Genomic DNA, 25,469 nt, shown 5'->3' with positions numbered 1-25,469 from the left:
GGGAGCCGATAGGAACGGTGCTGCTAAACCCGGATCGGGAACAGCAGACCGAGAAAAAAGCGGCATAGCAAAACGGTTGACGCGACAACTACCTTGAAAAACGCCGACCATTTAACGGTTCCTTTGATTCGGTCGTTCATTTTTTATTGTCCTGCTTGCCCGAATGAAGAAAGGCACAGGGACTGTGGTTTGCCCAGAGCCTTGTTTTTTCGCTGTCTCGGCTGGAGCTTAGAGCCGGCACCCATCGTTGCCTACTGTCAGAGTTGACAGTAGGCAATACCGAGAAGAAATAACGGATTGTGCGTTGATAGTTGGATGACTGCCGCAGCGGTCATGCCATGGCTTGTGCCTGCAAGCGTCGACCGATCACGTCCAGCACATCGCAGCCATCGCGCAACGGAATCGTCCGTAGGAGCTGTCGAGTGAAACGAGGCTGCGATCCTTGCCCAGACACTTGAGTCTCAAGCGAAAGATCAAAAGATCGCAGGCTTCGCCAGCTCCTACAGGGCAGTTGCGGTCCCGACCCGTTCGCAGAATTCAGGGTAGAAACCTTTGGCGCTAGGGCCTTGGCAATAGGCTTGCGCCTGGGCCAGGGCGTCGGCGCTGAAACTCAGGCTGCGAGGCATGCCGGCAAAGGTTTCATAGCCGCCTTGTTGGGTCTTGATGGCGTCGAACCCCCGCATGTCGTAGACCAGTTCCACATCATCGTCGGCAAGCAGTCGCGCCTTGACGGTCACTTGCGTGTATTGCTTGCCCCCTGGTGCGCCATTGAGCGCTGCCAGGCCATGGCCGACAACGCGCAGCATGTGCGGGACCCAGGGCTCGCAGTCATCCGCGCAAGCACCTGGCTGGTAAAGCACGGTCAGCGTTTGCTGGTCGCGGGTCACATCGGTGAGAGTCGGGTCGGAGCGCTTGATGCGGTGCTCGATGGTCAGCCAGGTCTTTTGTTCTTCGCTGGTGCCGTCGGCCAGTTCCGGATTCAGCGGGCCACGCTGGCACTCGTTGACGCCCAGGACAATGAGCATGCCCGTCAGGATGACGGCGAGGGTCGCGCCGCCGATTTTTACGTTCATAGGCAAACTCTGCTGGAGGAGGTCGCACTGTACGGTAACGGTGCAGGCGATGGCAGGGCACCTTGAGACGCTGTGCAGGAACAGTGACGCGGTTGCCATTCCCGATCAATTAATCAGGTTGAAGTAGTCACCGTCCATTAGCCTGCACATTCTGCTATCCGGGCTTTCGCAGCGATTATTCACCCAGCCTGAAAAGGCCGGTTCCAGGATCTGCTGATACTCCAGATTCAGATTTATGTCCCCGTACCGGCACGTGATGGTCGCCCTTGTGGCTGCCTGTCTGTCCTCGTCGGCTTCATGGATAACGTATTTGGCGCCTTTGAATTGCAACGATGCCGGGTCGACCACGTCCACCAGGCTTTCGCTCTCCCATTCGTAGCCATCCTGTACATCGACGAAGAAAACATCTTCCACCGGTTCAATGTTTCTATGGATGTCAGTGACGGCAGGGCAGGTTATTTCACCGGCATGGGCGTGGCCGATGATCAGCCAAAACAACACCGCGCCTCCTGCCAGTATTTTTTTCATGTGCCAGGCTCCAGGGCTCACTTCAACGATTCACGGCTTTGGTCGGGCGGGCTACTGTCAATGTTGGCAGTTATTTATGTCAATTTAGAACTGTATACGAATGTTTGGTAACTTTTAGCTATATAAAAAACGTGATTTTCTTCAAAATCAGACGCTTCTGACGGCCTTGTAAGACTTCTCTGTAATAGCTATCGGCCATTAATGCAATAGCTATAGGAACAATCTCCGCCCGCGCCGGTCCAAAACACGTTTTACGCCGCCCTGATGGGCGGCTTTTTCATGGTCGAGAGGATGTTCCTGATGAAGGTTTCACGCGGTTTTGCTCTGTCTTGCCTGTTGGCGCTGGTTGCCAGCCCGGCCTTCGCGCAGTTCAGCCTCAGTGACGCAGCCAATGTGGTGTCGGCGATACAGGGCAACCCAGGTGAAGAGGAGGGTGTCGTAGCCGCCGCGCCGAAAGCTGCCGGGTTGCTCAATACCCTGGGATCGGAACTCAAGATCACGCCGGAACAGGCCATCGGCGGCGCCGGTGCGATGCTGGGGCTGGCGAAGAATCGCCTCAGCGAGCCGCAGTTCTCCGAGTTGAGCAACAGTGTGCCGGGCCTGGATCAGATTGCCGGAAACAGCGCTATCGGCGGACTCAACGGCCTGGGCGGCTTGCTCGGTAGTGGGTCGGACAAAAATGCCCTGCTCGACGGCTTGCTGGGCAACGTCAAGGACACCGGCGACCTGAACAATGCCTTCAGCGCGCTGGGCATGGACAGCGGCATGATCGGCCAGTTTGCCCCGATCATCTTGCAGTACCTCGGCCAACAGGGCGTGGCGGGTTCGTTGCTGCAGAACCTGGGTGGCATCTGGGGCACGGGTGCGGGTGTTTGATAGATAAAGGTGGCGACATCGAAAATCCGCCACGAAGCCCTTAAAAGCTCAAGCTGAAGCAGTCGGGTGTTGGCGCTTGGGCCTGAAGGTAATGCAGCGTGAGATGGATGCCAGCCACTTTGCAGGTAAGGGTTACCCTGCTTAATGCTTGTTCCTCTTCGTCGGATTCATGGATCGCGAACTCGGCCTCGTTGAATTGCTCCACCGCTGGGTTGGCGGCCTGTATGAGGCGCGGTTGCTGCCATTCGCGATCATCCTGAATCTCTACCGTTTCATTATTGCCATGGCTGGGTGCCGCACTCGGGTGAGTGACTTCCGCGGCGTGGACATGACCGATTATCAGCAAGAGTATTCCAGAGCCGCCTGTCATGAAGTTTCCCATTGGCCTGCCTCCATATTCTGTGTCGGCGACATGTTTGCGGCTGTGCCTGGCCAGGGCTACTGTCAGGGTTGACAGTTTTTTATGTCGATTTGGAATTAAAAGAGGACAGGTCCAAAAAAGCAGACCTCCCGCTTTAAGGTATTCAGAACGGTCAGGCAGTACTTCCCTCGCTGCGCAGGGCCGCGATGCGTCGGTCCTTTTCAGTCCATAGCTGGTTGACCCAGTCCTGCACGTGCTGGCGAAACACCGGGTCGTTTTCGTAGTCGCCTTGCCATAGCGTCGGGTCCAGTTCGCGGGTCTGGATGTCGATGATGACCCTGGGTACCGCGCCGCTGATCAAGTCCCAGAACCCGGGAATGCGCTCTTGTGGATAGACCACAGTCACGTCCAGCACCGCGTCCAGTTGTTCGCCCATGGCCGCCAGCACGAACGCCACGCCCCCGGCCTTGGGCTTGAGCAGGTGGCTGAAGGGCGATTGCTGTTGTTGGCTTTTGGCGGCGGTGAAGCGGGTGCCTTCGAGGTAGTTGACCACGGTGACCGGCTGGCGCTTGAACAGCTCGCAGGCGGCCTTGGTGATTTCCAGGTCCTTGCCGGCCAGTTCCGGGTTCTTTGCCAGGAAAGCCTTGGTGTAGCGCTTCATGAACGGGTAGTCCAGCGCCCACCAGGCCAACCCCAGGAGCGGCACCCAGATCAGCTCTTTCTTGAGGAAAAACTTGAAGAACGGCGTGCGCCGGTTGAGGGTCTGGACCAGGGCGGGGATGTCTACCCAGGACTGGTGATTGCTGATCACCAAGTAAGAAGTATCGCCGCGCAGGTCGGCGCCGCCGCGAATGTCCCAGCGGGTGGGGATGCACAGGGCAAAGATCAGCTTGTCGATCTCGGCCCAGGTCTCGGCGATCCACATCACCGCCCATGAGGCATAGTCGCGAAAGCGCCCGGGCAGGACCAGTTTGAGCACGGCGAACACCATCAACGGCCCGAACAGCACCAAGGTGTTGAGCAACAACAGCAGCGTGACGAAACAGCCGGTGAGCAGGCGGCGCATAGATGACTCTTGCAAACAGGTGGGCGGGCCATGATAAGCAAGCTTCGGGCGGCAGGCCAAATCGGTGTGGACGAAAGTTTCACCTTGGTCAGGGTAGGCTGGGCCACAGGTGCATGACCAACCGAACGAATCCATCGGTCACGGTCTAAAAAACCACCCACACAGGAAGCCCTATTGCATGAAATCCTTTCTCGCCCTGCTTTCCCTGGTGGCCCTTCCAGTGCTGGCCGCCGAGCCGACCCTGTACGGGCGCTACGAATACATCGCGCTGCCGGAAATCGGCGGCGAAGTGCTCAAGGCCAAGATGGACACCGGCGCCCTGACCGCCTCGCTGTCGGCCAAGGACATCGAGACCTTCACCCGCGACGGCGATGACTGGGTGCGGTTCCGCCTGGCGACCAAGGATGCGAGCAACAAGGTCTACGAGCACAAGATTGCGCGCATCAGCAAGATCAAGACCCGTTCCGAGGAAGATGAAGAGGACGATGAAAAGATCGCGCCCACCAAGCGCCCGGTGGTCGATCTGGAGTTGTGCCTGGGTAACGTCAAACGCACGGTCGAGGTCAACCTGACGGACCGCAGCAGTTTCAATTACCCGTTGCTGATTGGCGCCAAGGCGTTGCGTGAGTTCGGGGCGGCGGTGAACCCGGCGCGGCGGTTTACGGCGGATAAGCCTGACTGCTGATTTCCCTGATTGACGTACCCCATGGCTTGCGGCACCGTTCCGGCAACTTTACTGCCGGGCTCGCAAGCCATGCCTCATATCCTGATTGTCGAAGACGAAGCCGCCATCGCCGATACGCTGGTGTTTGCCCTGCAAGGGGAGGGGTTCGACACCACGTGGCTGAGCCTTGGTGCGGCGGCCCTTGAGCACCAGAAAAGCGCTCCGGCGGACCTGATCATCCTCGATGTGGGGCTGCCGGATATCAGCGGATTCGAGACTTGTAAAAATCTCAGACGTTTCAGCGACGTTCCGGTCATCTTTCTTACAGCCCGGGATGGCGAGATCGACCGGGTGGTGGGCCTGGAGATCGGTGCCGACGATTATGTGGTCAAACCCTTCAGCCCCCGCGAGGTGGCGGCCAGGGTCCGGGCGATCCTCAAGCGCGTGGCGCCGCGTTCGACGGCGGAGTCGAGCACGGCGCTGTTTCAGGTCGATGCCGACCGTGTGCAGATCAACTATCGCGGCAAACCGCTGAATCTCACCCGTCACGAGTTCCGCCTGCTCAATTGTCTGCTGGAGCAACCTGAGCGGGTTTTCAGCCGCGAACAATTGCTCGATGCCCTGGGCGTGGCCAGCGATGCCGGCTACGAGCGCAGCATCGACAGCCACATCAAGAGCGTGCGCGCCAAGCTGCGCCTGGTCCGGGCCGAGGCCGAGCCGATCCAGACGCATCGGGGCCTGGGCTACAGCTACAGCCCAGGGCACAGCTGATGTCGCTGGGGATCCGGATTTTCCTGGTGTATGTGCTGTTTATCGCCTTGACTGGTTATTTCGTGCTCAACACGGTCATGGAGGAAATCCGCCCCGGCGTGCGCCAGTCCACCGAAGAAACCCTGGTGGACACGGCCAACCTGATGGCCGAGATCCTGCGGGACGATTTCAAGGCCGGCACCCTCAACCAGAATCGCTGGCCGCAGTTGCTCAAGGCCTACGGCGAGCGCCAGCCGGCGGCGACGATCTGGGGCTTGCCGAAAAACCAGGTCAGCCATCGCATCTATGTCACCGATGCCAAGGGCATCGTGGTGCTCGACTCCAGTGGCGTGGCGGTGGGCCAGGATTATTCGCGCTGGAACGACGTCTACCTGACCCTGCGCGGCCACTACGGCGCTCGCTCGAGCCGCAGCGATCCGGATGATCCGACGTCTTCGGTGATGCACGTCGGCGCGCCGATCCGCGACAACGGCCGCATCATCGGGGTCGTCACCGTCGCCAAGCCCAACAGTTCATTGCAGCCTTATGTCGATCGCACCGAACGGCGACTGTTGGCCTATGGCGCCGGGTTGGTGGCCCTGGGCCTGTTGCTGGGCGGCTTGCTGTCCTGGTGGCTCAGTGCGGCACTGCGGCGTTTGACGGCCTATGCCCAGGCGGTCAGCCAGGGGCGTCGGGTGGAGGTGCCGCATTATCGCGGTGGCGAGTTCGAGCAACTGGCGGGCGCTGTGGAACACATGCGCACGCAACTGGAAGGCAAGGCTTACGTCGAGCGTTATGTGCACACCCTGACCCACGAACTCAAGAGTCCGCTGGCGGCGATTCGCGGTGCCGCCGAACTGCTGCAAAGCGACATGCCCGCCGCCCAGCACCAGCGCTTCGTCAATAACATCGACAACGAAAGTGTGCGCATGCAGCAGTTGATCGAACGCTTGCTCAACCTGGCCCAGATCGAGCAGCGCCAGGGGCTGGAGGAAGAAGTCGCGGTGCCGCTGGCGGCGTTGATGGACGAGCTGCTGGAAGCGCGTGGCGGCTGGATTGAAAGTCGCCAGTTGACGGTTGAACAGCACATCGCTGCCGACCTGACGCTGACCGGTGAGCCGTTCCTGTTGCGCCAGGCCTTGGGCAACCTGCTGGAAAACGCCCTGGACTTCACCCCCGTCAACGGCCTGCTACGTATCAGCGCCGAGCGCAGCGGTAACCGCGTCAAGATCCGCCTGTTCAATCAGGCCGCGCCGATTCCCGACTACGCGCTGCCACGCCTGAGCGAGCGCTTCTACTCCTTGCCGCGCCCGGACAGCGGCCGCAAGAGCACTGGCCTGGGGCTCAACTTCGTGGAAGAAGTGGTGCAGTTGCATGGGGGACAATTCAGTATCGGCAATGTCGAGGGTGGGGTTGAGGTGGTGCTGAGGTTACCTTGAGGGAGTTTGGTTAATCTTGTTATTGATTAATTTACATAACCATTTTTTAGGTTTAGTTTCTCCTCAACACCGGCGAACGATTCAATAAACCTGTCAGCAAGCCATGCCTTACGGCGAGATGACTTTCGGTCGGCTGGTCCTATTCGTGGATACACAACCGGGAGCATGAGCATGGTGAGCCTCTGGCAAAAACTGCAGGCCAAGTTGTTGCGCGCCTTCGCCAAGAGAATGAAGGCGAAGTTTACCTATGACGCTGCGCTGTTTCCGTTGCGCGCAGTGGTCGAGCAAACCATCCCGACCCCTTGGGGGGCTGCGCGGGCGCTGTTTTACTGGCCCCATTCGCAGTCCTCGGCGAAGCTGCCGGTGTACTTGAATTTCCATGGCGGTGGCTTTGTCGCGGGGACGCCCGAACACGACGACAGCTATTGCCGTCGACTGGCCCATAACCTGAACTGCCTGGTGGTCAATCTGGACTATGTGCTGGCGCCGGAGCACGCCTTTCCCGCAGCCCCGCGGCAGTGCTTCGCGGTGCTCGAATGGCTGGCCAGCGAAGCCGAAACGCTGGGCATCGATCCTCAGCGTTTCGCAGTTGGCGGCCATAGCGCTGGCGGCAATCTGGCCGCCGCCGTGGCGGGGCTGGCGCGAGGGCATCAAGGGTTGAAGGTGGTGCATCAGTTGATCGACTATGCGGCGCTGGATCTGCACCAGGACCCAGCCTTGAAGACGTCCACCAGTGCCCGGCCACTGCTCAATGCCGGCCTGATGCGCTTCTTCAACAGCTGCTACCTGAGCGATCCGGCACAGGCTCGCGATCCGTTGGCCTCACCCCTGTTGGCGCCGGTCGAGGCGCTGGCGGGGATGCCGCCAGCCACGGTGATCACGGCGCAATACGATATCTTGCGTGCCGAGGGCGAGGCCTACGCCGAGAAGTTGCGCCAGGCCGGTGTGCCGGTGCGCCAGCGAATGTTTGAAGGCTGCGACCATATGTTCACCCACCTGGGGCCGGACGAATCGGCCGAGGAGGCCTGGCAACTGATGGAGGATTCCCTGCGAGAAGCTTTCCAGAGCGTGGATGACGCGGATGCCGGCGCTTCGGCGCAACGAGGCGAGGGCAGTCTCCACACAATCTCCACAATCGCTCCATAAGCCCAACACAAAGCCATCCCAGACTCTCCCTCATTCGAACAGGGAGAGCCCCACATGAACCGCAGTCTCGCCATAAAACTGGGCATGATCGCCCTATTGATTCTCTTGTTGATGATCCCGTTATTGATGATCAACGGCCTCATCGATGAGCGCCAGGAACTGCGTGACGGTGTGCTGCAGGACATTGCCCGCAGCTCCAGCTACAGCCAGCAACTGATCGGGCCGATGATCGTGGTGCCGTTTCGCAAGAGCGTGAAGGTCTGGAACACCAACGAGAAGACCGGTGTGCGTTTCCTGGAAACCGTCGAGCGAGCGGGCGAGTTGTATTTTCTACCGGAGCAGTTTGAGCTCGACGGCCAGGTCCGCACCGAAACCCGGGCCCGGGGCATCTACGAAGCGCGGTTGTTCCATGCCGATAACCGGATCGATGGCCGCTTCAAGGTGCCTGAGCGCTACGGTGTAGCCGCCAAGGACTTCGCCGATTACCGCTTCGACGAGCCGTACATGAGCGTCGGCATCAGCGATATTCGCGGCATCGAGAATGCGCTGACCCTGACGCTGAACCAACAGACCGTCGACTTCCTGCCAGGCTCGCGACTCGGCTGGCTGGGGCAGGGTGTGCATGTGCCGCTGCCGATGATCACCGCCCAGGGCGGCCCTGAGCTGACCTTCGGTTTTGACCTGCGCCTTCAAGGCACTGGCGAGTTCCAGATTCTGCCAGTGGGCAAATCCACCAAGGTGCACCTGTCGGCCGACTGGCCGCACCCCAGCTTCATCGGCAACTACCTGCCCACCAATCGTGAGATCAATGAGCAGGGTTTCAGTGCGGACTGGCAGACGTCGTTTTTCTCCACCAACCTTCTGGAAACCCTGCAAGCCTGCGAACCGAGCGACAGTTGCGAAGCGTTCCGCAGTCGGGCCTTCGGGGTGAGCTTCATCGACCCGGTGGACCAGTACCTCAAGAGCGACCGGGCGATCAAATATGCGCTGCTGTTTGTCGCCCTGACCTTCGCCGGCTTCTTCCTCTTCGAAGTGCTCAAGAGCCTGGCGGTGCACCCGGTTCAGTACGCCTTGGTGGGCGTGGCGCTGGCGTTCTTTTACCTGCTGCTGTTGTCGCTGTCGGAGCACATCGGTTTCACCCTGGCGTACCTGGTGTCGGCCAGCGCCTGTGTATTGCTGATCGGGTTCTATGTCTGCCATGTGCTGCGCAGCGTGAGCCACGGCCTGGGATTCTCGGCAGGGCTGGCGGGCTTGTACGGTTTGCTCTACGGCCTGTTGAGCGCCGAGGACTACGCGCTGTTGATGGGCTCGCTGTTGCTGTTCGGCCTGCTGGGCGTGTTCATGGTGCTGACCCGCAAGCTGGACTGGTATGGGGTCGGGGCGAAGCCGGCGGCTGCGATGAGCTTTGATCTGGGAGAGGTGAAATGAGCCGGTCGCTGGGGTTGCGTGAGGATCAGCGGGTGCGGGAGGTGCTGGTGATGCAGATTGCTGGGTTGTTTCCTTTGGATCCGGTGCGCTGCCATCGCGGGCAAGCCTTGCTCCCACAGGTTGAGCGGGTCTATGTGGGAGCAAGGCTTGCCCGCGATGAGGCCGGCACAGCCAACGCAAAGCTAAACTCTGGGCACCGTCTCGAGCATCGAAGGCCGCAAGCTCACTTCGGCAAACCACGCCGCCAGTTGCGGATTGGCCTTGCGCCATTCCAGGTCGGGATGGCGCAGGTCCAGGTAGCCCAAGGCGCAGGCCACGCTGATGGAGGCCACGTCGAAGTGGCAGGCCAGTTCGGCAATCGCTTCGGCTTCGAGCATACCCAGGGCCCGGCGAATCTTGTCCCGCTGCGCATCGAGCCATTCGTCCCAGTGTTTTTCCACAGGGCGTAGCGCGGTTTCGTAGCGGATCATCACCGCCGCATCCATGATCCCATCGGCCAGGGAGGCCAGGGTCAGGCGCCGCCAGCGGGCTGCGCCGTCCCGGGGGATCAGCGGGTTGCCGACGTGCTGGTGATCGAGGTAGTCGAGGATGACGCGGCTGTCATGGATCACCGTCCCGTTGGCCAGGCGCAGGGCCGGGATCTTGCTCAACGGGTTGTCATCGATCAGCGCCCGGTCCGGCTTGACCGGCGAGAGCTGGCTGAGCTGCAACGCCACGCGGTCTTGCTGGCCGGTTTCGTGCAGCAGCACCAGGACCTTGCGAACGAAGGGCGAAGCGGGGTTGTGGAACAGCGTCATGCTGGGAGTGGACATGCAGGCATCCTCGGTAAACGGCCAGGGGCTTAGCCTAGACAGTTACGGGGCGGCTGGCGAGTGGTCGGGTGACCAGTTGGATTCCATTGTGGGAGCGAGCTTGCTCGCGATTGCGGTGAGTCAGTTGCATCGAAGTTGACTGACACCCCGCTTTCGCGAGCAGGCTCGCTCCCACATTGGGTTTGCGTTTGGCTGGAGTTACCCGCGCTTGATCAATCCCCAAGTCCCCAGCACCGTAGGTATTCCCAGCCCAACCCAGCTCACCGCATCCCAGACGCCGTCACCGAGTAATGCGCTGAACAACCCTGCCGCACTAAGCGCACCAATCATCAGGGGAATACCAAACACTTTCCAGAAACTCGACTGTCGAGGCCTCACGAGGCGACCTCCGTACCAACGGTGGCACGCTTGGCCGCTTTGCGCCGCACCAGCCACAGGTAAACGCCGCTGCCGAGGACGATGATGGTCAGCACATCGAGGGTCGCCCAGAAGATCTGCATCGGCCGGCCACCGTAGTCGCCGAAGTGCAGCGGCAGGGACAGGCTCATGACGTCCATGTACCACGGCCGTTCGGCGACGGCAGTGACGTCCAGCGTGGTGGCATCGATCAGCACGGGCGTGAGCAGGTGCGAGGTCAGGTGGGTGTCACCCTTCATGAAGACGCTGTAGTGGTGCTCGCTGGAGAACAACGTGCCGGGGAAGGCAATGAAACTTGGTTCCATGCCCGGCGCGACGTCCTTGGCGATGTCCAGCAGCCGGGTGGCCGGCGCCAGTTGGGTCAGCGGCGGGGCGTTGCGGTAGGGTTCGACCATGGCGCTGAGGCTGTCGTTGCGCCACGCGGCGATGATCAGGTCGGCGCAGGCGGCGATCACGCCGGTGACGCCCACGGTCAGCGCCCAGACCAGCGTGACCACGCCGATCAGGTTGTGCAGGTCGAGCCAGCGCAGGCGCGTGGATTTGTCCTGGCGCACCGTGGCGAACTTCAAGCGGCGCATGAACGGCAGGTACAGGACCACTCCGGAAACGATGGCGATCACGAACAGCAGGCCCATGAACGCCAGCAGCAACTTGCCCGGCAGCCCGGCGAACAGGTCCACGTGCAGGCGCAGCATGACCATCATGAAACCGCCATTGGCGGAGGGCATTTCCAGGGCCTCGCCGGTACGCCCGTCGAGCATGAAGGTGTGGGACGAGTTGGGTTCAGTGCCCGGTGTCGGTGCCATGATGGTGATGACGCCGTTGGGATCGTCATCGTCCCAGCCAAAATACTGGACCACTTCCCCCGGGCGATGGGCCTTGGCTTTTTCCACCAGTTGTTGCAGGTCCAGCGGCGGCGTGTCGGCCGGCATTTCCCGAAGCTGCGGGGCATCACCCAGCAGGTGTTCGATTTCATGGTGGAAGATCAACGGCAGCCCGGTGATCGCCAGCATCAGCAGGAACACCGTGCAGATCAGGCTGGTCCAGGTGTGGACGAAGGACCAGCGGCGGATGGTTTTGCTTTTCATGATCGATCCGGATGTAAAAGGGCACCTTGTGGCGAGGGTATCTGTGGGAGCAAGGCTTGCCCGCGAAACAGGCGATGCGGTCCTTCCGAAACCGAGTCGTCTCCATCGCGGGCAAGCCTTGCTCCCACATAGTGCTCGCTAAAGTGGGTATGCAAATGCTAACCGTTTACCATTTGTAATTCACGCTGGCGACGACGTTGCGTTGGTCGCCGTAGTAGCAGTAGAAGCCGTCGCAAGTGGACAGGTAGTCCTTGTTGAAGAGGTTCTTCGCGTCCACCGCCACCGTGACCCCCTTGAGGGTCTTGTTCAAACGGCCCAGGTCGTAATGGGCCGAGGCGTCGTACACGGTGTAGGACCCGACATGGCCCCAGTCGGTGTTGGTGGTGTTGCCGTAGGTGTCGCCGACATAACGCACACCGGCGCCGACGCCGAAGCCATCCAGCGGGCCGTTATGCCAGGTGTAGTCCGCCCAGGCTGTGGCCTGGTTGCGCGGCACCTGGGCCATGCGCTTGCCCTTTTCAGCCGCCGTGCCCTTGGTGATTTCACTGTCGTTGTAGGTGTAGGAACCAATCAGTTTCAGGTTGTCGGTCACGTCGCCCGAGGCTTCCAGTTCCAGGCCACGCACCTGGACTTCACCGACCTGGCGGGTGACGTTGTTTTCGGTGACGGAGTTGTTTTTCTGGGTCAGGTCGAACACCGCAGCGGTCAGCAGGGTTTTGGTGCCGGGTGGCTGGTACTTGATACCCGCTTCGTATTGTTCGCCTTCGGTGGGTTTGAACGCGTCGGTGCTGTTGACGGTCGAGCCCGCTGCCGCCTGGAACGACTGGGCGAAGGAAATGTAGGGCGTCACACCGTTATCGAAGACATAGCTCAACGCCGCGTTGCCGCTGAATTTCTTGTCGCGCTGGGTGTTGGTGACGTTGTTCAGGTTGTGGAACACGGTGCCGGTGTGAATCCAGTCTTCACGACCACCGAGGGTCAGGCGCCAGTTGTCCAGGGCGATCTGGTCCTGGACGTACAGGCCGGTCTGGTGGGTCTTTTGGTTGTAGTCATACATGGTGAAGTACTCGACGTTGGAGAAATCCTGTCCATACGTCGGGTTGTGGATGTTGCTGGTCGGCACGCCAGTCGAACCCCAATCCCAGCGCGAATTGCTGTTGGAGCGCTGGTGATCCAGGCCCAGCAGCAGGGTGTGGCTGAGGGCGCCGGTCTGGAAGTCGGCCTGGAAGTTGTTGTCCACGGCGAACTGGCTGATGTCTTCGTTGATGACGCTGGCGCTGCGCTTGACGTTACCGTCGGCGTCCACCGATTGGTCGGGGCCGTCTGGCCAGAATTGGCCGCCTGCCGAGATGCCTTGGGTTTCCAGGTCGCTCTTGGTGTAGCGCAGGTTCTGGCGGAACTGCCAGGTATCGTTCAGACGGTGTTCGAACGCATAACCGAGTGCGTAGTAGGTACGGTCGTAGAATTCCCAGTCCGGGTCGCCGAGGTTCTTGTGGTGGGAAATCTTGCCCGCTGGCGAGGACAGCTTGGTGCCTTGCAGGGGCAGGAATTGCCCGGTGATGCCGGTGTCGTCGCGGGTGTACTGGGACAGGAAGGTCAGGCGGGTGTCGTCGTTGATGTTCCAGGTCAGGCTCGGCGCGAGGTTGTAGCGCTTGTCCGGGATGTGATCGACCTGGGAATTGCTGTCGCGCACGGTGCCGCTGAGCCGATAGAGGAACTGGCCTTCGTCATCGACCTTGCCAGTGCTGTCGAAATTGATCTGTTTGTGTTCATAGCTGCCGGCCTGCAGCTCGACTTCATTGCTGCTTTCGGCCTGTGGGCGACGGCTGACCATGTCCAGCATGCCGCCAGGGGGCGTCTGGCCGTAGACCGAAGAGGCCGGGCCACGCAGCACGGCAATGCGCTCCAGGTTCCAGGGCTCGATTTTCGGGGTGATGTAGTTGCCCTTGGGCAGCGGCAGGCCATCAAGGAACTGGGTCGGTATGAAACCGCGAACCAGCAGCCAGTCGTTGCGCGAGTCCGAACCGTAACCGCTGCTCTGCACGCCAGCGGTGTAGCGCAGGGCGTCATTGAGGTTGAGGACCGAACGGTCTTCCATCTGTTGGCGGGTGACCACGGAAACTGAGCGCGGCAGTTCGACAATCGGCGTATCCGTCTTGGTCCCGGCGGCGGTGCGGGTGGCGACGTAGCCCGCGGTCGGGCCCCACGCGGTTTCGCTGACACCGGCACCGATCACACTGGTTTCCGGCAAGGCCATGACGCCTTCAGGCACCGCCACCAGGCTGTAGGTGCCGGCGCTGCTTTGTTCCAGTTGCAGGCCGGTACCACGCAAGGCTTCGCGCAATGCGCCGGTGGCGTCGAACTGGCCCTGGACCGGGGCCGAGGTCTTGCCCGAGGCCAGGGACGGATTCAGGCTCAGGGCGAGGCCAGCCTGGCTGGCGATCTGGTTCAAGGTGCTGGTCAGTGGTGCGGCGGGCAGGTTGTAGGTGCGCACGCTCGTGGCCTGTTCGGCGGCCAGCAGTGGGGCGCTGGTCAACGGGACGGCAAAGGCAATGGCGATGGCCAACAGGCTGGGGCGCAACAGGGTGTCTAGCGGGCGGGACATACGGCGGCTCCTGAATGGAAATATTTCTCAATTGCCTGGGTGCCGGATGAAAATTGAAAAGTGATAGGGCTGGATGAAAATAATTTAGATTCGTTTTGCGGGCTAGCTTGGTTTTTATGGTGAGGCAGATGGCCTCATCGCGAGCAGGCTCGCTCCCACATTTGAGCTTCGGTGATCCCCTGTTGGGTGTTCGCCGCTGTTCCACTGTGGGAGCGAGCCTGCTCGCGAAGACGTCATCACTGACGCAACATTCGTCAGGGTTTGGCTTCAACCCGTGGCCCCACCACCACCCACCACCGCGTGTGATGCTCGACTTGCACCGGCAAGGTCGGCAGTAGGGCGGTCAAGGCCAGGTCGGTGTCGTGCAGTGGGAAACTGCCGGTGATGCGCAGGTCTGCCACTTGTGGCTCGACGCCCAGGTAGCCGCGCCGGTAACGTCCCAATTCGTGGATCAGGTCTTCAAGGCGCGCGTTGTCCACCACCAGCATGCCGCGGGTCCAGGCATCGGCACCGGGGTTCAAGGCAAGGGTCGGCCCGAGGCCGTCGCGGCGCATCAGCACTTGTTGGCCTTCGCGCAGGATCTGTTCCTTGTCCGTGGCCTGCGGATGCGCGGCCACAGCGGATTTCAACACGCTCAGGCGCGTGCCTTGGTCTTCACGCTTGACCAGGAACCGTGTGCCCAAGGCGCGCAGGGTGCCTTCGCGGGTTTCGACGATGAACGGACGCGGGTCGTCGTGGCCGGTTTCCACCAGGATCTCGCCTTCCTGCAGGACGATGCGGCGCTGCTTGTCATCGAAACGCACGTCCAGGGCACTATGGGTGTTGAGGTTGATCAGCGTGCCGTCGGCCAGGCGCAGGGTGCGCTGTTCGCCTGTCGCGGTGCGCTGATCGGCCAGCCAGTAATCCAGCGGCAGATAACGATCGCCGGCAAACAACGCCAGGCCGATGACCGCGATAACACTGGCCAGGCCGCTGCCGACCTTGCGTAGCCGGCGGCGAATGCTCACCCGCGATTGCAGCAACGCCGCCCGCGCCGGCCCATTGGCCACACTGAAACGCTGGTCAAGCATGCCCAGCTGTCGCCAGGCCCGGGCGTGTTCTTCGTCGGCGGCATGCCATTGGGCGAAGGCTTCACGCTCCTGGGCGCTGCTTGAGTCCAGGGACAACTGCCAGGCAATGGCGGCATCCAGCACGCGGGCCGAGACCGGTTTGGCATGGGCCTGGTTCATGTCGGCTCACCATAAAGTGCGATGTAGCACTGTCGGATGCCTTGGGCCAGGTATTGCCGTACCCGCGGCACCGAAACCCCCAGGCGCTCGGCGATTTCGGCGTGGCCGAGGCCGTCGAGGCGGTTATAGAGGAAGGCTGCGCGGGCCTTGCTCGACAGTTTGCCGAGCAGGCGATCGATGGCCTTGAGGTCTTCGAGGATGATTTGCTGTTCTTCCACCGAGGGCTGCTCGGCCTCGGGGATCAGCATCAGTTCGGTGAGGTAGGCCTGCTCCAATGCCGCTCGACGGAAATAATCGAACAGCAGGCCCTTGGCGATGGCCACCAGAAACGCCCGCGGTTCGCGGGGCGCCTTCAGCTCCTCGCGACCCAGCAAGCGCACAAAGGTGTCCTGGCTCAGGTCCTCGGCCCGTTGCGAACACGCCACGTTGCGTCGCAGCCATGCCAATAGCCAAGCGCGATGGTCACGGTACAACGCACCAACCAAATCACTGTGAGGGCTAGGAACTGACGACACGGAGCATCACCGACGTTTTAAGTAACGAGAATTGTTCGCGATTGTGGCAGAGGCGGAGGCGGGAAAGCAATTGGCGCTGGTCGGGACCCGGTCTGTGGGCCCAAATAAGTCTGTGGACCCAGTAGGTCTGTGGGAGCAAGGCTTGCCCGCGATGCAGGCGACTCGGTTTGGCTGTCAAACCAGGCGATGCCCTCTCGGGCAAGCCTTGCTCCCACAGGTAAACCACCCTCGGAGCAGAGGATTTAGAGCGAAGGCGCCTGCTGCCGCCGTTTCCAGTGGCTCAGGCGTTGTTGCAGGTCAAGCGGGCTGTGGATCTGTTTCTGGCGGGCGCGGCTGAACAGGATCAGCGCCAGTTCCGCCGTGGCCAGGGCGTCGGCGCTGGCGTTGTGGCGGTCGAAGACTTGCAGCTTGAACCAGTCGATCCACTCGTCCAGGCCTGACTTGCGCAGATGGGCTTGCGGGCAAAGCATCGGGGCCATGTCTGCTACATCGAGGAACGGATGCTGCAGGCGATAGCCCAGGTAGTCCTTCAAGGCGCGCCCGAGCATGTGCGAATCGAACGGTGCGTGAAAGGCCAGCAGGGGGCTGTCGCCGACGAACTCCATGAACGCCAGCAGCGCCTCGGCCGGGTCGCTGCCAGCGGCAATGGCGCTGGGCGCCAGGCCATGGATCAATACACTCGGCCCGAGTTTTTGCTTATCGCATTGCAGGGTGCGTTCGAACTGCTGGCTGAAGTCGATGGCGCCGTCTTCGATGACCACCGCGCCGATGGACAGCACCTGGTCCTTGTTCAGGTTCAACCCGGTGGTTTCCAGGTCCAGCACGACCCAGCGTTGTTCCCGCAGGTCGCATTCACTCAAGGCTGACGCCGCTGGAAGGTGTTCCAGGCGCCTTTGTATTTCTTCGGGCAACATGGGTTGGGCTGGGCGCAACCAGGAAAAAATGCTCACAACTGATACCTCAGCGTCAGGCTGCTTTGCAGGCGTTGGGCCTGGCGCAGGGATTCGCGCAGGATGCGTCGATCCAGATGGTTGAGGCTGTCGGGGTCGACGCGGTTGGAATAGGGCAGGTTCTCGCGGGTTTGCAATTGATGTTGCTGCATGCGGGTCTGTTGGATGAAGTGATAGGCCTCTTCGTAGGCTGCGCCATCGAGCGGTTCGATCACTTGCTTGTCGACCAATTGCCGCAAGCGCTCCAGGGTATTGTTGGCTTCGACGCCGTTGGCCAGCGCCAGCAGACGGGCGCCGTCGACGAAGGGCGTCAGGCCTTGCACTTTCAGGTCGAGGGTGGCCTTTTCGCCGTTCTTGCGACTCAGTACGAAATCCCTGAAGCGGCCCACGGGCGGGCGGTGGCGCAGAGCGTTTTCGGCCATCATGCGTTGGAACAAACGGTTATCGGCGACTTGATCGAGGATCTGCCGGCGCAACTGCTCGCAGCCTTGCTCATCGCCCCAGACCACCCGCAGGTCGAAATAGATGCTCGAGCCCAGCAGGTTTTCCGGGGTCGCTTCGCGAATGAATGCCGAAAAGCGCCGGGCCCACTCGGCACGGGACAGGCACAGCTCGGGGTTGCCGGCCATGATGTTGCCCTTGCACAAGGTGAAGCCGCACAAGGCCAGGCTCTGGTTGATCTGCTGGGCGATGGGTAGCAGCAGGCCGCGAATCTGCGCGGCATGGGCGGCGTCCCGGGCCTCGAACAAAATGCCGTTGTCCTGGTCGGTGTGCAGGGTTTGTTCGCGCCGGCCTTCACTGCCGAAACACAACCAACTGAACGGCACGCCTGGATCACCCTTGTCGATCAGGGTCAGTTCGATGACCCGGCACACGGTGTGGTCGTTGAGCAGGGTGATGATGTGGGTGATCTGGGTCGACGACGCGCCGTGGGCCAGCATGCGCTCCACCAGTTGGCCGATCTCGCCACGCAGGGCCACCAGGTTTTCCACTTTGGCGGCGCTGCGAATGGTCCGGGCCAGGTGCACCAGGTCGACCCGTTGCAGGGAAAACAGATCGCGTTCCGACACCACGCCACACAGGCGATGATCTTTGACCAGGCAGACATGGGCGATGTGCCGTTCGGTCATGGCGATGGCCGCGTCGAAGGCGCTGTGGTCCGGCGAGAGAAAAAACGGGGCCTGGGTCATATGTCCGACGATGGCCTGGGAAAAATCCCCGTCCCCATCGGCCACCACGTGCCGCAGGTCGCGCAAGGTGAAAATTCCCACCGGGGCTTTCTGCTCATTCACCACCACGATGCTGCCGACCTGCTGTTCGTGCATCAGCTTCACGGCTTCACGCAGCGGCGTGTCCGGGCTGCAACTGACAGGATGGCGCATCGCCAGTTCGCCCAGCCGCGTGTTGAGGGAGTACTGGGTGCCCAGGGTTTGTGCGGACTTTTGCCGGACCTGTTGGTTGACCTGGTCGAGCAGGCTGCTGACCCCGCGCAGGGAGAAGTCGCGAAACGGGCCGGACAGGGCGAACAGTTTGATGAAGGCCTGTTTATTCAGTTGCAGGCAGAACGTGTCTTCGCCGGCCCGGTGCTCGGTGCGCGTGGCCCGTTCGCCCAGTAGCGCGGCGAGGGGGAAACATTCGCCGGTGGTGATTTCGAAGGTGGTTTCGGTGCCGCCCTTGGCCGAATGCGGACGTTCGCCTATCACCCGGCCTTGCTTGACGATGTAGAAGTGTTCCACCGGGCCGTCGGCCGGTTTGATGATGGTGTCGCTCGGCGCATAAAAACGCAGCAGGCATTGCTCCACCAGATAGGCCAGGTGGGCGTTTTCCATCTGGTTGAACGGGGGGAAGCGCTGGAGAAACTGCAGCGTCCCCTGGATGTTTTGCAACACCGCGGTTTTCCCTGCCTGGATGAAGGCGTCCGCTTTTTTCATAACCATTACGCAGTCTTTTTTTGATTGTTGTGGTCGGATCCGTTCTCTCATGGTCGGCCCCTCAGCGCGGGGTGCCCATTGGACGTAAGTCTAGGTCGCTGCACAGGGGAGGGCTTACGGAAAAATCCTACGCTAGGCGTCAGAAAAATCGTCATTAAATGTTCTTGGAAAAAAATCCGACGAAGTGCACATTGAAGCGCCGCAGAACGATGTCTGACCACTGTGCCAGGGGATCGATTTAAAGAACGTAGAGAGCATCATGTCCGACCACGATATTTTGAGTGACGCCGAGCGCGAGGCGCTGAGTGCCGTCATGCTGGAACCTGACCTGCCGCCGCAGCGCGTCTTGATCGTCGATGACGACAAGGACGCTCGTGAGCTGCTGTCGGAGATCCTGGCGTTGGACGGGATTCACTGCATGACCGCCGCCAGCGGTGAAACGGCACTCAAGATGCTGGAAACCAAGCCAACGATCGGCCTGTTGATTACCGACCTGCGGATGGGCAATGTCGATGGCCTGGAACTGATTCGCCTGGTGCGCGAGTCGCCGCGGGCGGCGCTGCCGATCATCATCGTGTCGGGCGATGCCGACGTGAAAGACGCCATCGAAGCCATGCACCTGAGCGTGGTGGACTTTCTGCTCAAGCCGATCGATACCGAAAAGTTGCTGGGGTTGGTCAAGCATGAGTTGGGGATGGATCTCTAAAATCGTCTGTGGGAGCAAGGCTTGCCCGCGATGCAGGCGCCTCGGTTCACCAAGGACCGCGCTGTCTTCATCGCGGGCAAGCCTTGCTCCCACAGATAAATCCCCTTGCCGCAATGACTCAAGCATCAGCCAGGGCCTGGTGATTTTGCAATGAAAAAGCCCTGATCTTTCGATCAGGGCTTTTTTTGTTGCACTACCGCTCAATCACAACCCATTGGCTGCCTTGAACTCGCGACGACGACGGTGCAGTACCGGCTCGGTGTAGCCGTTAGGTTGCTTCGTGCCTTCGATCACCAGCTCGACCGCCGCCTGGAAGGCGATGTTGCGGTCGAAGTCTGGTGCCAGCGGACGGTACAGCGGGTCGCTGGCGTTCTGGCGGTCGACCACCGGCGCCATGCGCTTGAGGCTTTCCATCACCTGGTCTTGCGTGACGACGCCGTGGCGCAGCCAGTTGGCGATGTGCTGGCTGGAGATACGCAGCGTCGCACGGTCTTCCATCAGGCCGATGTCGTTGATGTCCGGCACCTTGGAGCAGCCCACGCCCTGGTCGATCCAGCGCACCACGTAGCCAAGGATGCCCTGGGCATTGTTGTCCAGTTCGTTCTTGATCTGCTCCGGTGTCCAGTTCGGATTGACGGCCAGCGGGATGGTCAGGATGTCGTCCACCGATGCACGCGCGCGCTTGGCCAGTTCGGCCTGGCGGGCGAACACGTCGACCTTGTGGTAATGCAGCGCGTGCAGGGCAGCGGCGGTCGGCGAGGGAACCCAGGCGGTGTTGGCGCCGGCCATTGGATGGGCGATTTTCTGTTCGAGCATCGCCGCCATCAGGTCCGGCATCGCCCACATGCCCTTGCCGATTTGTGCGCGACCTTGCAGGCCGGTGCTCAAGCCGATGTCGACGTTCCAGTTTTCATAGGCGCCGATCCACTTCTCGGCTTTCATGTCGGCCTTGCGCACCATCGGGCCGGCTTCCATGGAGGTATGGATTTCATCGCCCGTACGGTCGAGGAAGCCGGTGTTGATGAACACCACGCGCTCGCTGGCGGCCTTGATGCAGGCCTTGAGGTTGACCGTGGTACGGCGCTCCTCGTCCATGATCCCGACCTTGAGGGTGTTGCGCGGCAGGTTCAGCACGTCCTCGACGCGACCGAACAGCTCGTTGGTGAACGCGGCTTCTTCCGGGCCGTGCATCTTCGGCTTGACGATGTACACCGAGCCGGTGCGGCTGTTGCGACGGCTGGTGTTGCCGTTGAGGCTGTGGATCGCTGCCAGGCTGGTGATCAGGCCGTCGAGAATGCCTTCCGGCACTTCGTTGCCGTGCTGGTCCAGGATGGCGTCGATGGTCATCAAGTGGCCGACGTTACGCACGAACAACAGCGAGCGGCCGTGCAGGGTCACGCTCGAACCGTCGACGGCGGTGTAGACACGGTCGGGGTTCATGGTGCGGGTGAACGTCTGGCCGCCTTTGGCGACTTCTTCAGCCAGATCGCCCTTCATCAGGCCGAGCCAGTTGCGGTAGATCACCACTTTGTCATCGGCATCGACAGCGGCGACCGAGTCTTCGCAGTCCATGATGGTGGTCAGCGCTGCTTCCATCAGGATGTCTTTGACGCCGGCTGCGTCGGTCTGGCCGACCGGAGTGCTGGCATCGATCTGGATTTCGAAGTGCAGGCCGTTGTGTTTCAGCAGCACAGTGGTCGGTGCCGAGGCGTCGCCCTGGAAGCCGATCAACTGGGCATCGTCACGCAGGCCGCTGTTGCTGCCGCCCTTGAGGGTGACCACCAGTTTGCCGTCGACGATTTTGTAAGCGGTGGAGTCGACGTGGGAGCCGGCCGCCAGGGGCGCGGCTTCGTCGAGGAAGGCGCGGGCGAAGGCGATAACCTTGTCGCCGCGGACCTTGTTGTAGCCTTTGCCTTTTTCCGCGCCATCGGCTTCGCTGATGGCGTCGGTGCCGTACAGCGCGTCATACAGCGAACCCCAGCGGGCGTTCGATGCGTTGAGGGCGAAGCGGGCGTTCATCACCGGCACCACCAGCTGCGGGCCGGCCATGCGGGCGATTTCGTCATCGACGTTTTGGGTCGTAGCCTGGAAATCCGCCGCTTCTGGCAGCAGGTATCCAATGTCTTGCAGGAAGGCTTTGTAAGCCACGGCGTCGTGGGCCTGGCCAGCACGGGCCTGGTGCCAGGCATCGATCCGCGCCTGGAAATCATCGCGTTTGGCGAGTAGGGCTTTGTTCTTCGGCGCCAGGTCGTGGATGACCTTGTCGGCACCGGCCCAGAACGCGTCGGCGGTGAGGCCGGTTCCGGGAATGGCTTCGTTATTCACGAAGTCGAACAGGACTTTGGCGACCTGCAGGCCACCGACTTGAACGTGTTCAGTCATTGCTTGCCTCACTCTGCTCAGCTATTTCGCTTTTCAGCTCTTCGATTTTGACAATGAAGCCTCGGGACATTTAAAGCACAAACCCCGGAACCAGTACATGCCATCGCTGGCGGCTGGGTGGTAAGCCTTGCTGACGGGGCTTTTCAGGGATGCGACTGCGCCTTAAGCAGACATCGATACAACGTTATGTAGTGCTCGCTGCGGAATACTACATGATCAATTGCGGTTGTGAAAATTAGACTAATTGCGTCGTTCCGCGACCGACTAAAGCAGTACAGTCACGACGAGGCACGGGATGTTCTCAAAAAACAGATAGATTGTTCCAGATAAATCTATGGTTCGTACACAGATTCCCGTGACGAGGGAGCTTGCTCCCGCTGTAGGAGCTGTCGAGCGAAGCGAGGCTGCGATCTTTTTATCTTTTGATCTTTCGCTTGAGATTCAAGTGTCTGGGGCAAGATCGCAGCCTCGTTGCACTCGACAGCTCCTACACAGCTCCTACACAGCTCCTACATAGCTCCTGCACAGTCCAGCGGGAGCAAGCTCCCTCATCATGAAAGCGCGACCGTGTTGAGCTTCAGCCTTGCCTATACTGTCCCTTCCCCCAACAAGAGGACTGCGCCATGGACCACCTCGTCATCACTGTTTTCGCCCCGGACAAGCCCGGGCAGGTCGAGCGCATTGCCGATTGCATCGCCGAGCACGGCGGTAACTGGCTGGATAGCCGCATGTCGCGCCTGGCCGGGCAGTTTGCCGGGATCCTGCAAATCAGCGTCCCGGCCGAGGCCCATGAGGAACTGATCGAAGCCTTGCAGGGGCTATCGACTCACGACATCCGCGTACTGATCGCTGAAAGCGCCCTTGAGGAGTCTTGCACCTGGAAACCCATCACCATGGAGCTGGTGGGCAACGACCGTCCCGGCATCGTGCGGGACATCACCCGGTTGTTGAGCGAGCAGGGCGTCAATGTCGAGCGTCTGGTGACCTACGTCCGGCCGGCACCGATGAGCAGCGAACTGCTGTTCCACGCCGAAGCGATCCTGGGGGTGCCGTTGACCCTGTCGCTGGAGACGTTGCAGGAACGCCTGGAGACCTTGGCCGATGAGTTGATGGTGGAGCTCAAGCTCAGCGACGAAGCGTGACGAAGGTTATCCAAGGAAAAACTGCGCCTGCCTGTGGATAACCTGTAGAGACCCGGCTCCAGCCCAGGCCCGCCGGGCCTCAGCGAGCAGTGCTCAAAAAATCACCAGTTTTCAAGGGCTTGTGCACAAACGGCGGGGATCACGCTGTGGATAACCTTGGGAAGGATGAGCGCAGGCCACGCCAGACGTGGCCTGTAGAGGTTTGTGCGTTTTTTGATCAGCTGCGCCGACGCATGCTGATCACGGCATCGATGCTGTACACCGCCAGCCCGGCCCAGATAAACAGGAACGCCACCAGTGTGCTGGACGACAGGTGCTCACCGAACAGCATCACGGCGAGCAGCAGCACCAGCGTCGGCGCGATGTACTGGAGAAAACCGATGGTGGTGTAGGGCAAATGCCGGGTTGCGGCGTTGAAACACACCAACGGCACCAGCGTCACGGGGCCGGCCGCCACCAGCCACCAGGCTTCGGAGGTGGTCCAGAAAGCGGCCTGGGCACTGGTGGCCGTGGGATTGAACAGCAACCAGGCGATGGCGATCGGCACCAGCATCCAGGTTTCCACCACCAGCCCCGGCAACGCCTTGACCGGCGCCTGTTTGCGGATCAACCCATAGAAACCGAAGGTCAGCGCCAGCGCCAGCGACACCCACGGCAGGCTGCCCACTTGCCAGACCTGCTGCGCCACGCCGACCGCCGCCAACCCCACCGCCAGCCATTGCATGCGGCGCAGGCGTTCGCCCAGCAGCAACATGCCCAGCAATACGTTCACCAGCGGGTTGATGTAGTAGCCCAGGCTGGCTTCGAGCATGCGCCCGTTGTTCACTGCCCAGACGTAGGTCAGCCAGTTGGCCGCGATCAGCGTCCCACTCAGGGCGAGGATCGCCAGGCGCTGTGGGTTGTCCCGCAGCTCGCGCCACCAGCCCGGATGTTTCCAGACCATCAGCAACGCCGCGCCGAACAGGGCCGACCACAATACCCGGTGAATGATGATCTCCACCGACGGGACACTGGCGATAGCCTTGAAGTAGATCGGGAACAGACCCCAGATGATGTAGGCGCTCAGGCCCAGGATGTACCCGCGACGCGGGTTGGCGGCTTGCATGCAGAATCCTTGCTTAGGCAGCTAACAAAGGAGTGATTGTAAGGAGATTTGTCTGGTTGCGCTGTGAGTATTGTGCACAATCACCGCAGATCCCCTGTGGGAGCAGGCTTGCTCGCGATAGCGGTGTGTCAGTCGACAGAGGTGTCGAATGTTCGATCGCCATCGCGAGCAAGCTCCCCACAGGGGGGACCAGCAGTAGGGTCAGAACAGTTTCAGCGGCTCTTCATTGAGCGCCGCCAGTTGCTCGCGCAATGCCAACACCTGGTCGCCCCAATAGCGTTCGCTGCCGAACCACGGGAAGCTGCGCGGGAACGCCGGGTCGTCCCAGCGCCGCGCCAGCCAGGCGCTGTAGTGCATCAGGCGCAGGGCCCGCAGCGGCTCGATCAGCGCCAATTCCCGCGGGTCGAAGTCGTGGAACTCACGGTAGCCGTCCATCAATTCCGACAATTGCCCCAGGCATTCCTGGCGGTCGCCGGCGAGCATCATCCACAGGTCCTGCACCGCCGGGCCCATGCGGCAGTCGTCCAGGTCGACGATGTGGAACACCTCGTCGCGACACATCATGTTGCCCGGGTGGCAATCGCCGTGCATGCGGATGTTCTGGTGGGGTGTGGCGGCGTAGACCTCTTCGACGCGCTTGAGCAGGTCCCGGGCGACCGACTCGTAGGCCGGCAGCAAGCTACGCGGGACGAAGCCGCTTGCCAGCACGGTGGCCAGCGAATCGTGGCCGAAATTCTTCACGCCCAGGGCTTCACGATGTTCGAACGGACGGGTCGCGCCGACGGCGTGCAGGCGCCCGAGCAATTGTCCCAGGCGATAGAGCTGATCGAGGTTGCCCGGCTCCGGTGCACGGCCGCCGCGACGGGGAAACAGGGTGAAACGAAACCCGACGTGTTCGTGCAGGCTGGTGCCGTTGTGGATCAGCGGCGCGACCACGGGTACTTCGTATTCGGCCAGCTCGAAGGTAAAGCTGTGCTCTTCCAGGATCGCTTCGTTGGTCCAGCGCTGAGGACGATAGAACTTGGCGATCAGCGGCTCGGAATCTTCGATGCCGACCTGATAGACGCGGTTCTCGTAGCTGTTGAGGGCCAGCACGCGGGCGTCGCTGAGGAAACCGATGCTTTCAACGGCATCAAGTACCAGGTCGGGCGTGAGGGTTTCAAACGGATGGGACATGCTGACTCCTGCGCAGCGGCAGGGCTGCCGCGTCCGGCCCAGCATGGTAGCGCAGACAGAGGCAGATAGGTGGTGGCTGT

The 25,469-nt window shown here is 61.2% G+C and carries 23 protein-coding genes; 8 read left to right on the top strand and 15 right to left on the bottom strand.

The features are described 5' to 3' along the window. Positions 1–500: 500 nt before the first annotated feature. The gene (locus ASC85_RS13395; RefSeq protein WP_057449674.1) at positions 501–1,073 is read right to left on the bottom strand and encodes a hypothetical protein; all 573 of its coding nucleotides are present in this window, start codon (positions 1,071–1,073) and stop codon (positions 501–503) included. A gap of 105 nt (positions 1,074–1,178) precedes the next feature. Then, a complete protein-coding gene (locus tag ASC85_RS13390; RefSeq protein ID WP_057449673.1) occupies positions 1,179–1,601 on the bottom strand; it encodes a hypothetical protein in 423 nt (140 codons plus the stop codon). Positions 1,602–1,901: 300 nt separating this feature from the next. Here ASC85_RS13390 and ASC85_RS13385 point away from each other — a divergent pair, with 300 nt between their 5' ends. Further along, positions 1,902–2,477, top strand: a complete 576-nt coding sequence (locus tag ASC85_RS13385) for a DUF2780 domain-containing protein (RefSeq protein ID WP_057449672.1) — start codon at positions 1,902–1,904, stop codon at positions 2,475–2,477. Positions 2,478–2,517: 40 nt separating this feature from the next. On the opposite strand, the gene ASC85_RS13380 is transcribed toward ASC85_RS13385, so the two are convergent. Then, complete coding sequence (locus ASC85_RS13380; protein WP_057449671.1) at positions 2,518–2,859, bottom strand: hypothetical protein; 342 nt, start codon at positions 2,857–2,859, stop codon at positions 2,518–2,520. A gap of 151 nt (positions 2,860–3,010) precedes the next feature. Next, positions 3,011–3,904, bottom strand: coding sequence for an acyltransferase (locus ASC85_RS13375; RefSeq protein WP_057449670.1), 894 nt, complete (start codon positions 3,902–3,904; stop codon positions 3,011–3,013). Between the two features lie 178 nt (positions 3,905–4,082). On the opposite strand from ASC85_RS13375, the gene rloA2 reads away from it, so the two are divergent. The 5 genes from rloA2 (at position 4,083) to creD (ending at position 9,331) form a co-directional block, all read left to right on the top strand. Further along, complete coding sequence (gene rloA2 / locus ASC85_RS13370; RefSeq protein ID WP_057449669.1) at positions 4,083–4,589, top strand: retropepsin-like aspartic peptidase RloA2; 507 nt, start codon at positions 4,083–4,085, stop codon at positions 4,587–4,589. Between the two features lie 69 nt (positions 4,590–4,658). Beyond that, on the top strand, positions 4,659–5,339 hold the full coding sequence (gene creB / locus ASC85_RS13365; RefSeq protein WP_057449676.1) for a two-component system response regulator CreB: 681 nt from the start codon (positions 4,659–4,661) through the stop codon (positions 5,337–5,339). Further along, positions 5,339–6,757 (top strand): two-component system sensor histidine kinase CreC, encoded by a 1,419-nt coding sequence (gene creC / locus ASC85_RS13360; protein WP_057449668.1) that lies wholly within the window; start codon positions 5,339–5,341, stop codon positions 6,755–6,757. The genes creB and creC overlap by 1 nt, the downstream gene beginning before the upstream one ends. 171 nt (positions 6,758–6,928) lie before the next feature. Further along, positions 6,929–7,903, top strand: coding sequence for an alpha/beta hydrolase (locus tag ASC85_RS13355; protein WP_177343170.1), 975 nt, complete (start codon positions 6,929–6,931; stop codon positions 7,901–7,903). Positions 7,904–7,957: 54 nt separating this feature from the next. Further along, positions 7,958–9,331 carry a cell envelope integrity protein CreD gene (gene creD / locus ASC85_RS13350; protein WP_057449667.1) on the top strand — a complete coding sequence of 458 codons (1,374 nt, stop codon included), beginning with the start codon at positions 7,958–7,960 and terminating at the stop codon, positions 9,329–9,331. Positions 9,332–9,513: 182 nt separating this feature from the next. Here creD and ASC85_RS13345 read toward each other — a convergent pair whose 3' ends face one another. From ASC85_RS13345 to ASC85_RS13310, 8 genes are all read right to left on the bottom strand, one after another. After that, positions 9,514–10,143, bottom strand: coding sequence for a glutathione S-transferase (locus ASC85_RS13345; protein ID WP_057449666.1), 630 nt, complete (start codon positions 10,141–10,143; stop codon positions 9,514–9,516). A gap of 198 nt (positions 10,144–10,341) precedes the next feature. Continuing rightward, positions 10,342–10,521: a hypothetical protein gene (locus tag ASC85_RS33055; protein ID WP_057449665.1), complete on the bottom strand. Its 180-nt coding sequence runs from the start codon at positions 10,519–10,521 to the stop codon at positions 10,342–10,344. Then, positions 10,518–11,648, bottom strand: a complete 1,131-nt coding sequence (locus ASC85_RS13335; RefSeq protein ID WP_057449664.1) for a PepSY-associated TM helix domain-containing protein — start codon at positions 11,646–11,648, stop codon at positions 10,518–10,520. Before ASC85_RS13335 ends, ASC85_RS33055 begins: the two co-directional genes overlap by 4 nt. Before the next feature lie 166 nt (positions 11,649–11,814). Beyond that, entirely contained in the window at positions 11,815–14,253 is a 2,439-nt protein-coding gene (locus ASC85_RS13330; protein ID WP_057449663.1) for a TonB-dependent siderophore receptor, read from the bottom strand. A 254-nt stretch (positions 14,254–14,507) separates the two neighbouring features. After that, positions 14,508–15,482: a FecR domain-containing protein gene (locus tag ASC85_RS13325; protein WP_057449662.1), complete on the bottom strand. Its 975-nt coding sequence runs from the start codon at positions 15,480–15,482 to the stop codon at positions 14,508–14,510. Further along, positions 15,479–15,997 (bottom strand): RNA polymerase sigma factor, encoded by a 519-nt coding sequence (locus tag ASC85_RS13320; protein ID WP_003206261.1) that lies wholly within the window; start codon positions 15,995–15,997, stop codon positions 15,479–15,481. Before ASC85_RS13320 ends, ASC85_RS13325 begins: the two co-directional genes overlap by 4 nt. 242 nt (positions 15,998–16,239) lie before the next feature. Beyond that, the gene (locus ASC85_RS13315) at positions 16,240–16,947 is read right to left on the bottom strand and encodes a 3'-5' exonuclease (RefSeq protein WP_057449661.1); all 708 of its coding nucleotides are present in this window, start codon (positions 16,945–16,947) and stop codon (positions 16,240–16,242) included. After that, positions 16,944–18,878 (bottom strand): putative nucleotidyltransferase substrate binding domain-containing protein, encoded by a 1,935-nt coding sequence (locus ASC85_RS13310; protein ID WP_330219809.1) that lies wholly within the window; start codon positions 18,876–18,878, stop codon positions 16,944–16,946. The genes ASC85_RS13315 and ASC85_RS13310 overlap by 4 nt, the downstream gene beginning before the upstream one ends. A gap of 259 nt (positions 18,879–19,137) precedes the next feature. Between ASC85_RS13310 and ASC85_RS13305 the strand changes: the two genes are divergently transcribed. Next, on the top strand, positions 19,138–19,584 hold the full coding sequence (locus ASC85_RS13305; RefSeq protein ID WP_057449659.1) for a response regulator: 447 nt from the start codon (positions 19,138–19,140) through the stop codon (positions 19,582–19,584). A gap of 204 nt (positions 19,585–19,788) precedes the next feature. Here ASC85_RS13305 and ASC85_RS13300 read toward each other — a convergent pair whose 3' ends face one another. Next, a complete protein-coding gene (locus ASC85_RS13300) occupies positions 19,789–21,966 on the bottom strand; it encodes a malate synthase G (RefSeq protein WP_057449658.1) in 2,178 nt (725 codons plus the stop codon). A gap of 623 nt (positions 21,967–22,589) precedes the next feature. On the opposite strand from ASC85_RS13300, the gene ASC85_RS13295 reads away from it, so the two are divergent. Beyond that, positions 22,590–23,108, top strand: a complete 519-nt coding sequence (locus tag ASC85_RS13295) for a glycine cleavage system protein R (RefSeq protein ID WP_057449657.1) — start codon at positions 22,590–22,592, stop codon at positions 23,106–23,108. Between the two features lie 217 nt (positions 23,109–23,325). Here ASC85_RS13295 and rarD read toward each other — a convergent pair whose 3' ends face one another. Both rarD and ASC85_RS13285 read right to left on the bottom strand, forming a co-directional pair. Further along, positions 23,326–24,213 (bottom strand): EamA family transporter RarD, encoded by an 888-nt coding sequence (gene rarD, locus ASC85_RS13290; RefSeq protein WP_057449656.1) that lies wholly within the window; start codon positions 24,211–24,213, stop codon positions 23,326–23,328. Positions 24,214–24,414: 201 nt separating this feature from the next. Beyond that, positions 24,415–25,389, bottom strand: coding sequence for a serine/threonine protein kinase (locus tag ASC85_RS13285; RefSeq protein WP_057449655.1), 975 nt, complete (start codon positions 25,387–25,389; stop codon positions 24,415–24,417). Positions 25,390–25,469 lie beyond the last annotated feature (80 nt).

This window comes from Pseudomonas sp. Root401 (genome assembly GCF_001425105.1).
Classification (GTDB): domain Bacteria; phylum Pseudomonadota; class Gammaproteobacteria; order Pseudomonadales; family Pseudomonadaceae; genus Aquipseudomonas; species Aquipseudomonas brassicacearum.
This window is presented reverse-complemented; position numbering and strand designations above follow the sequence as displayed.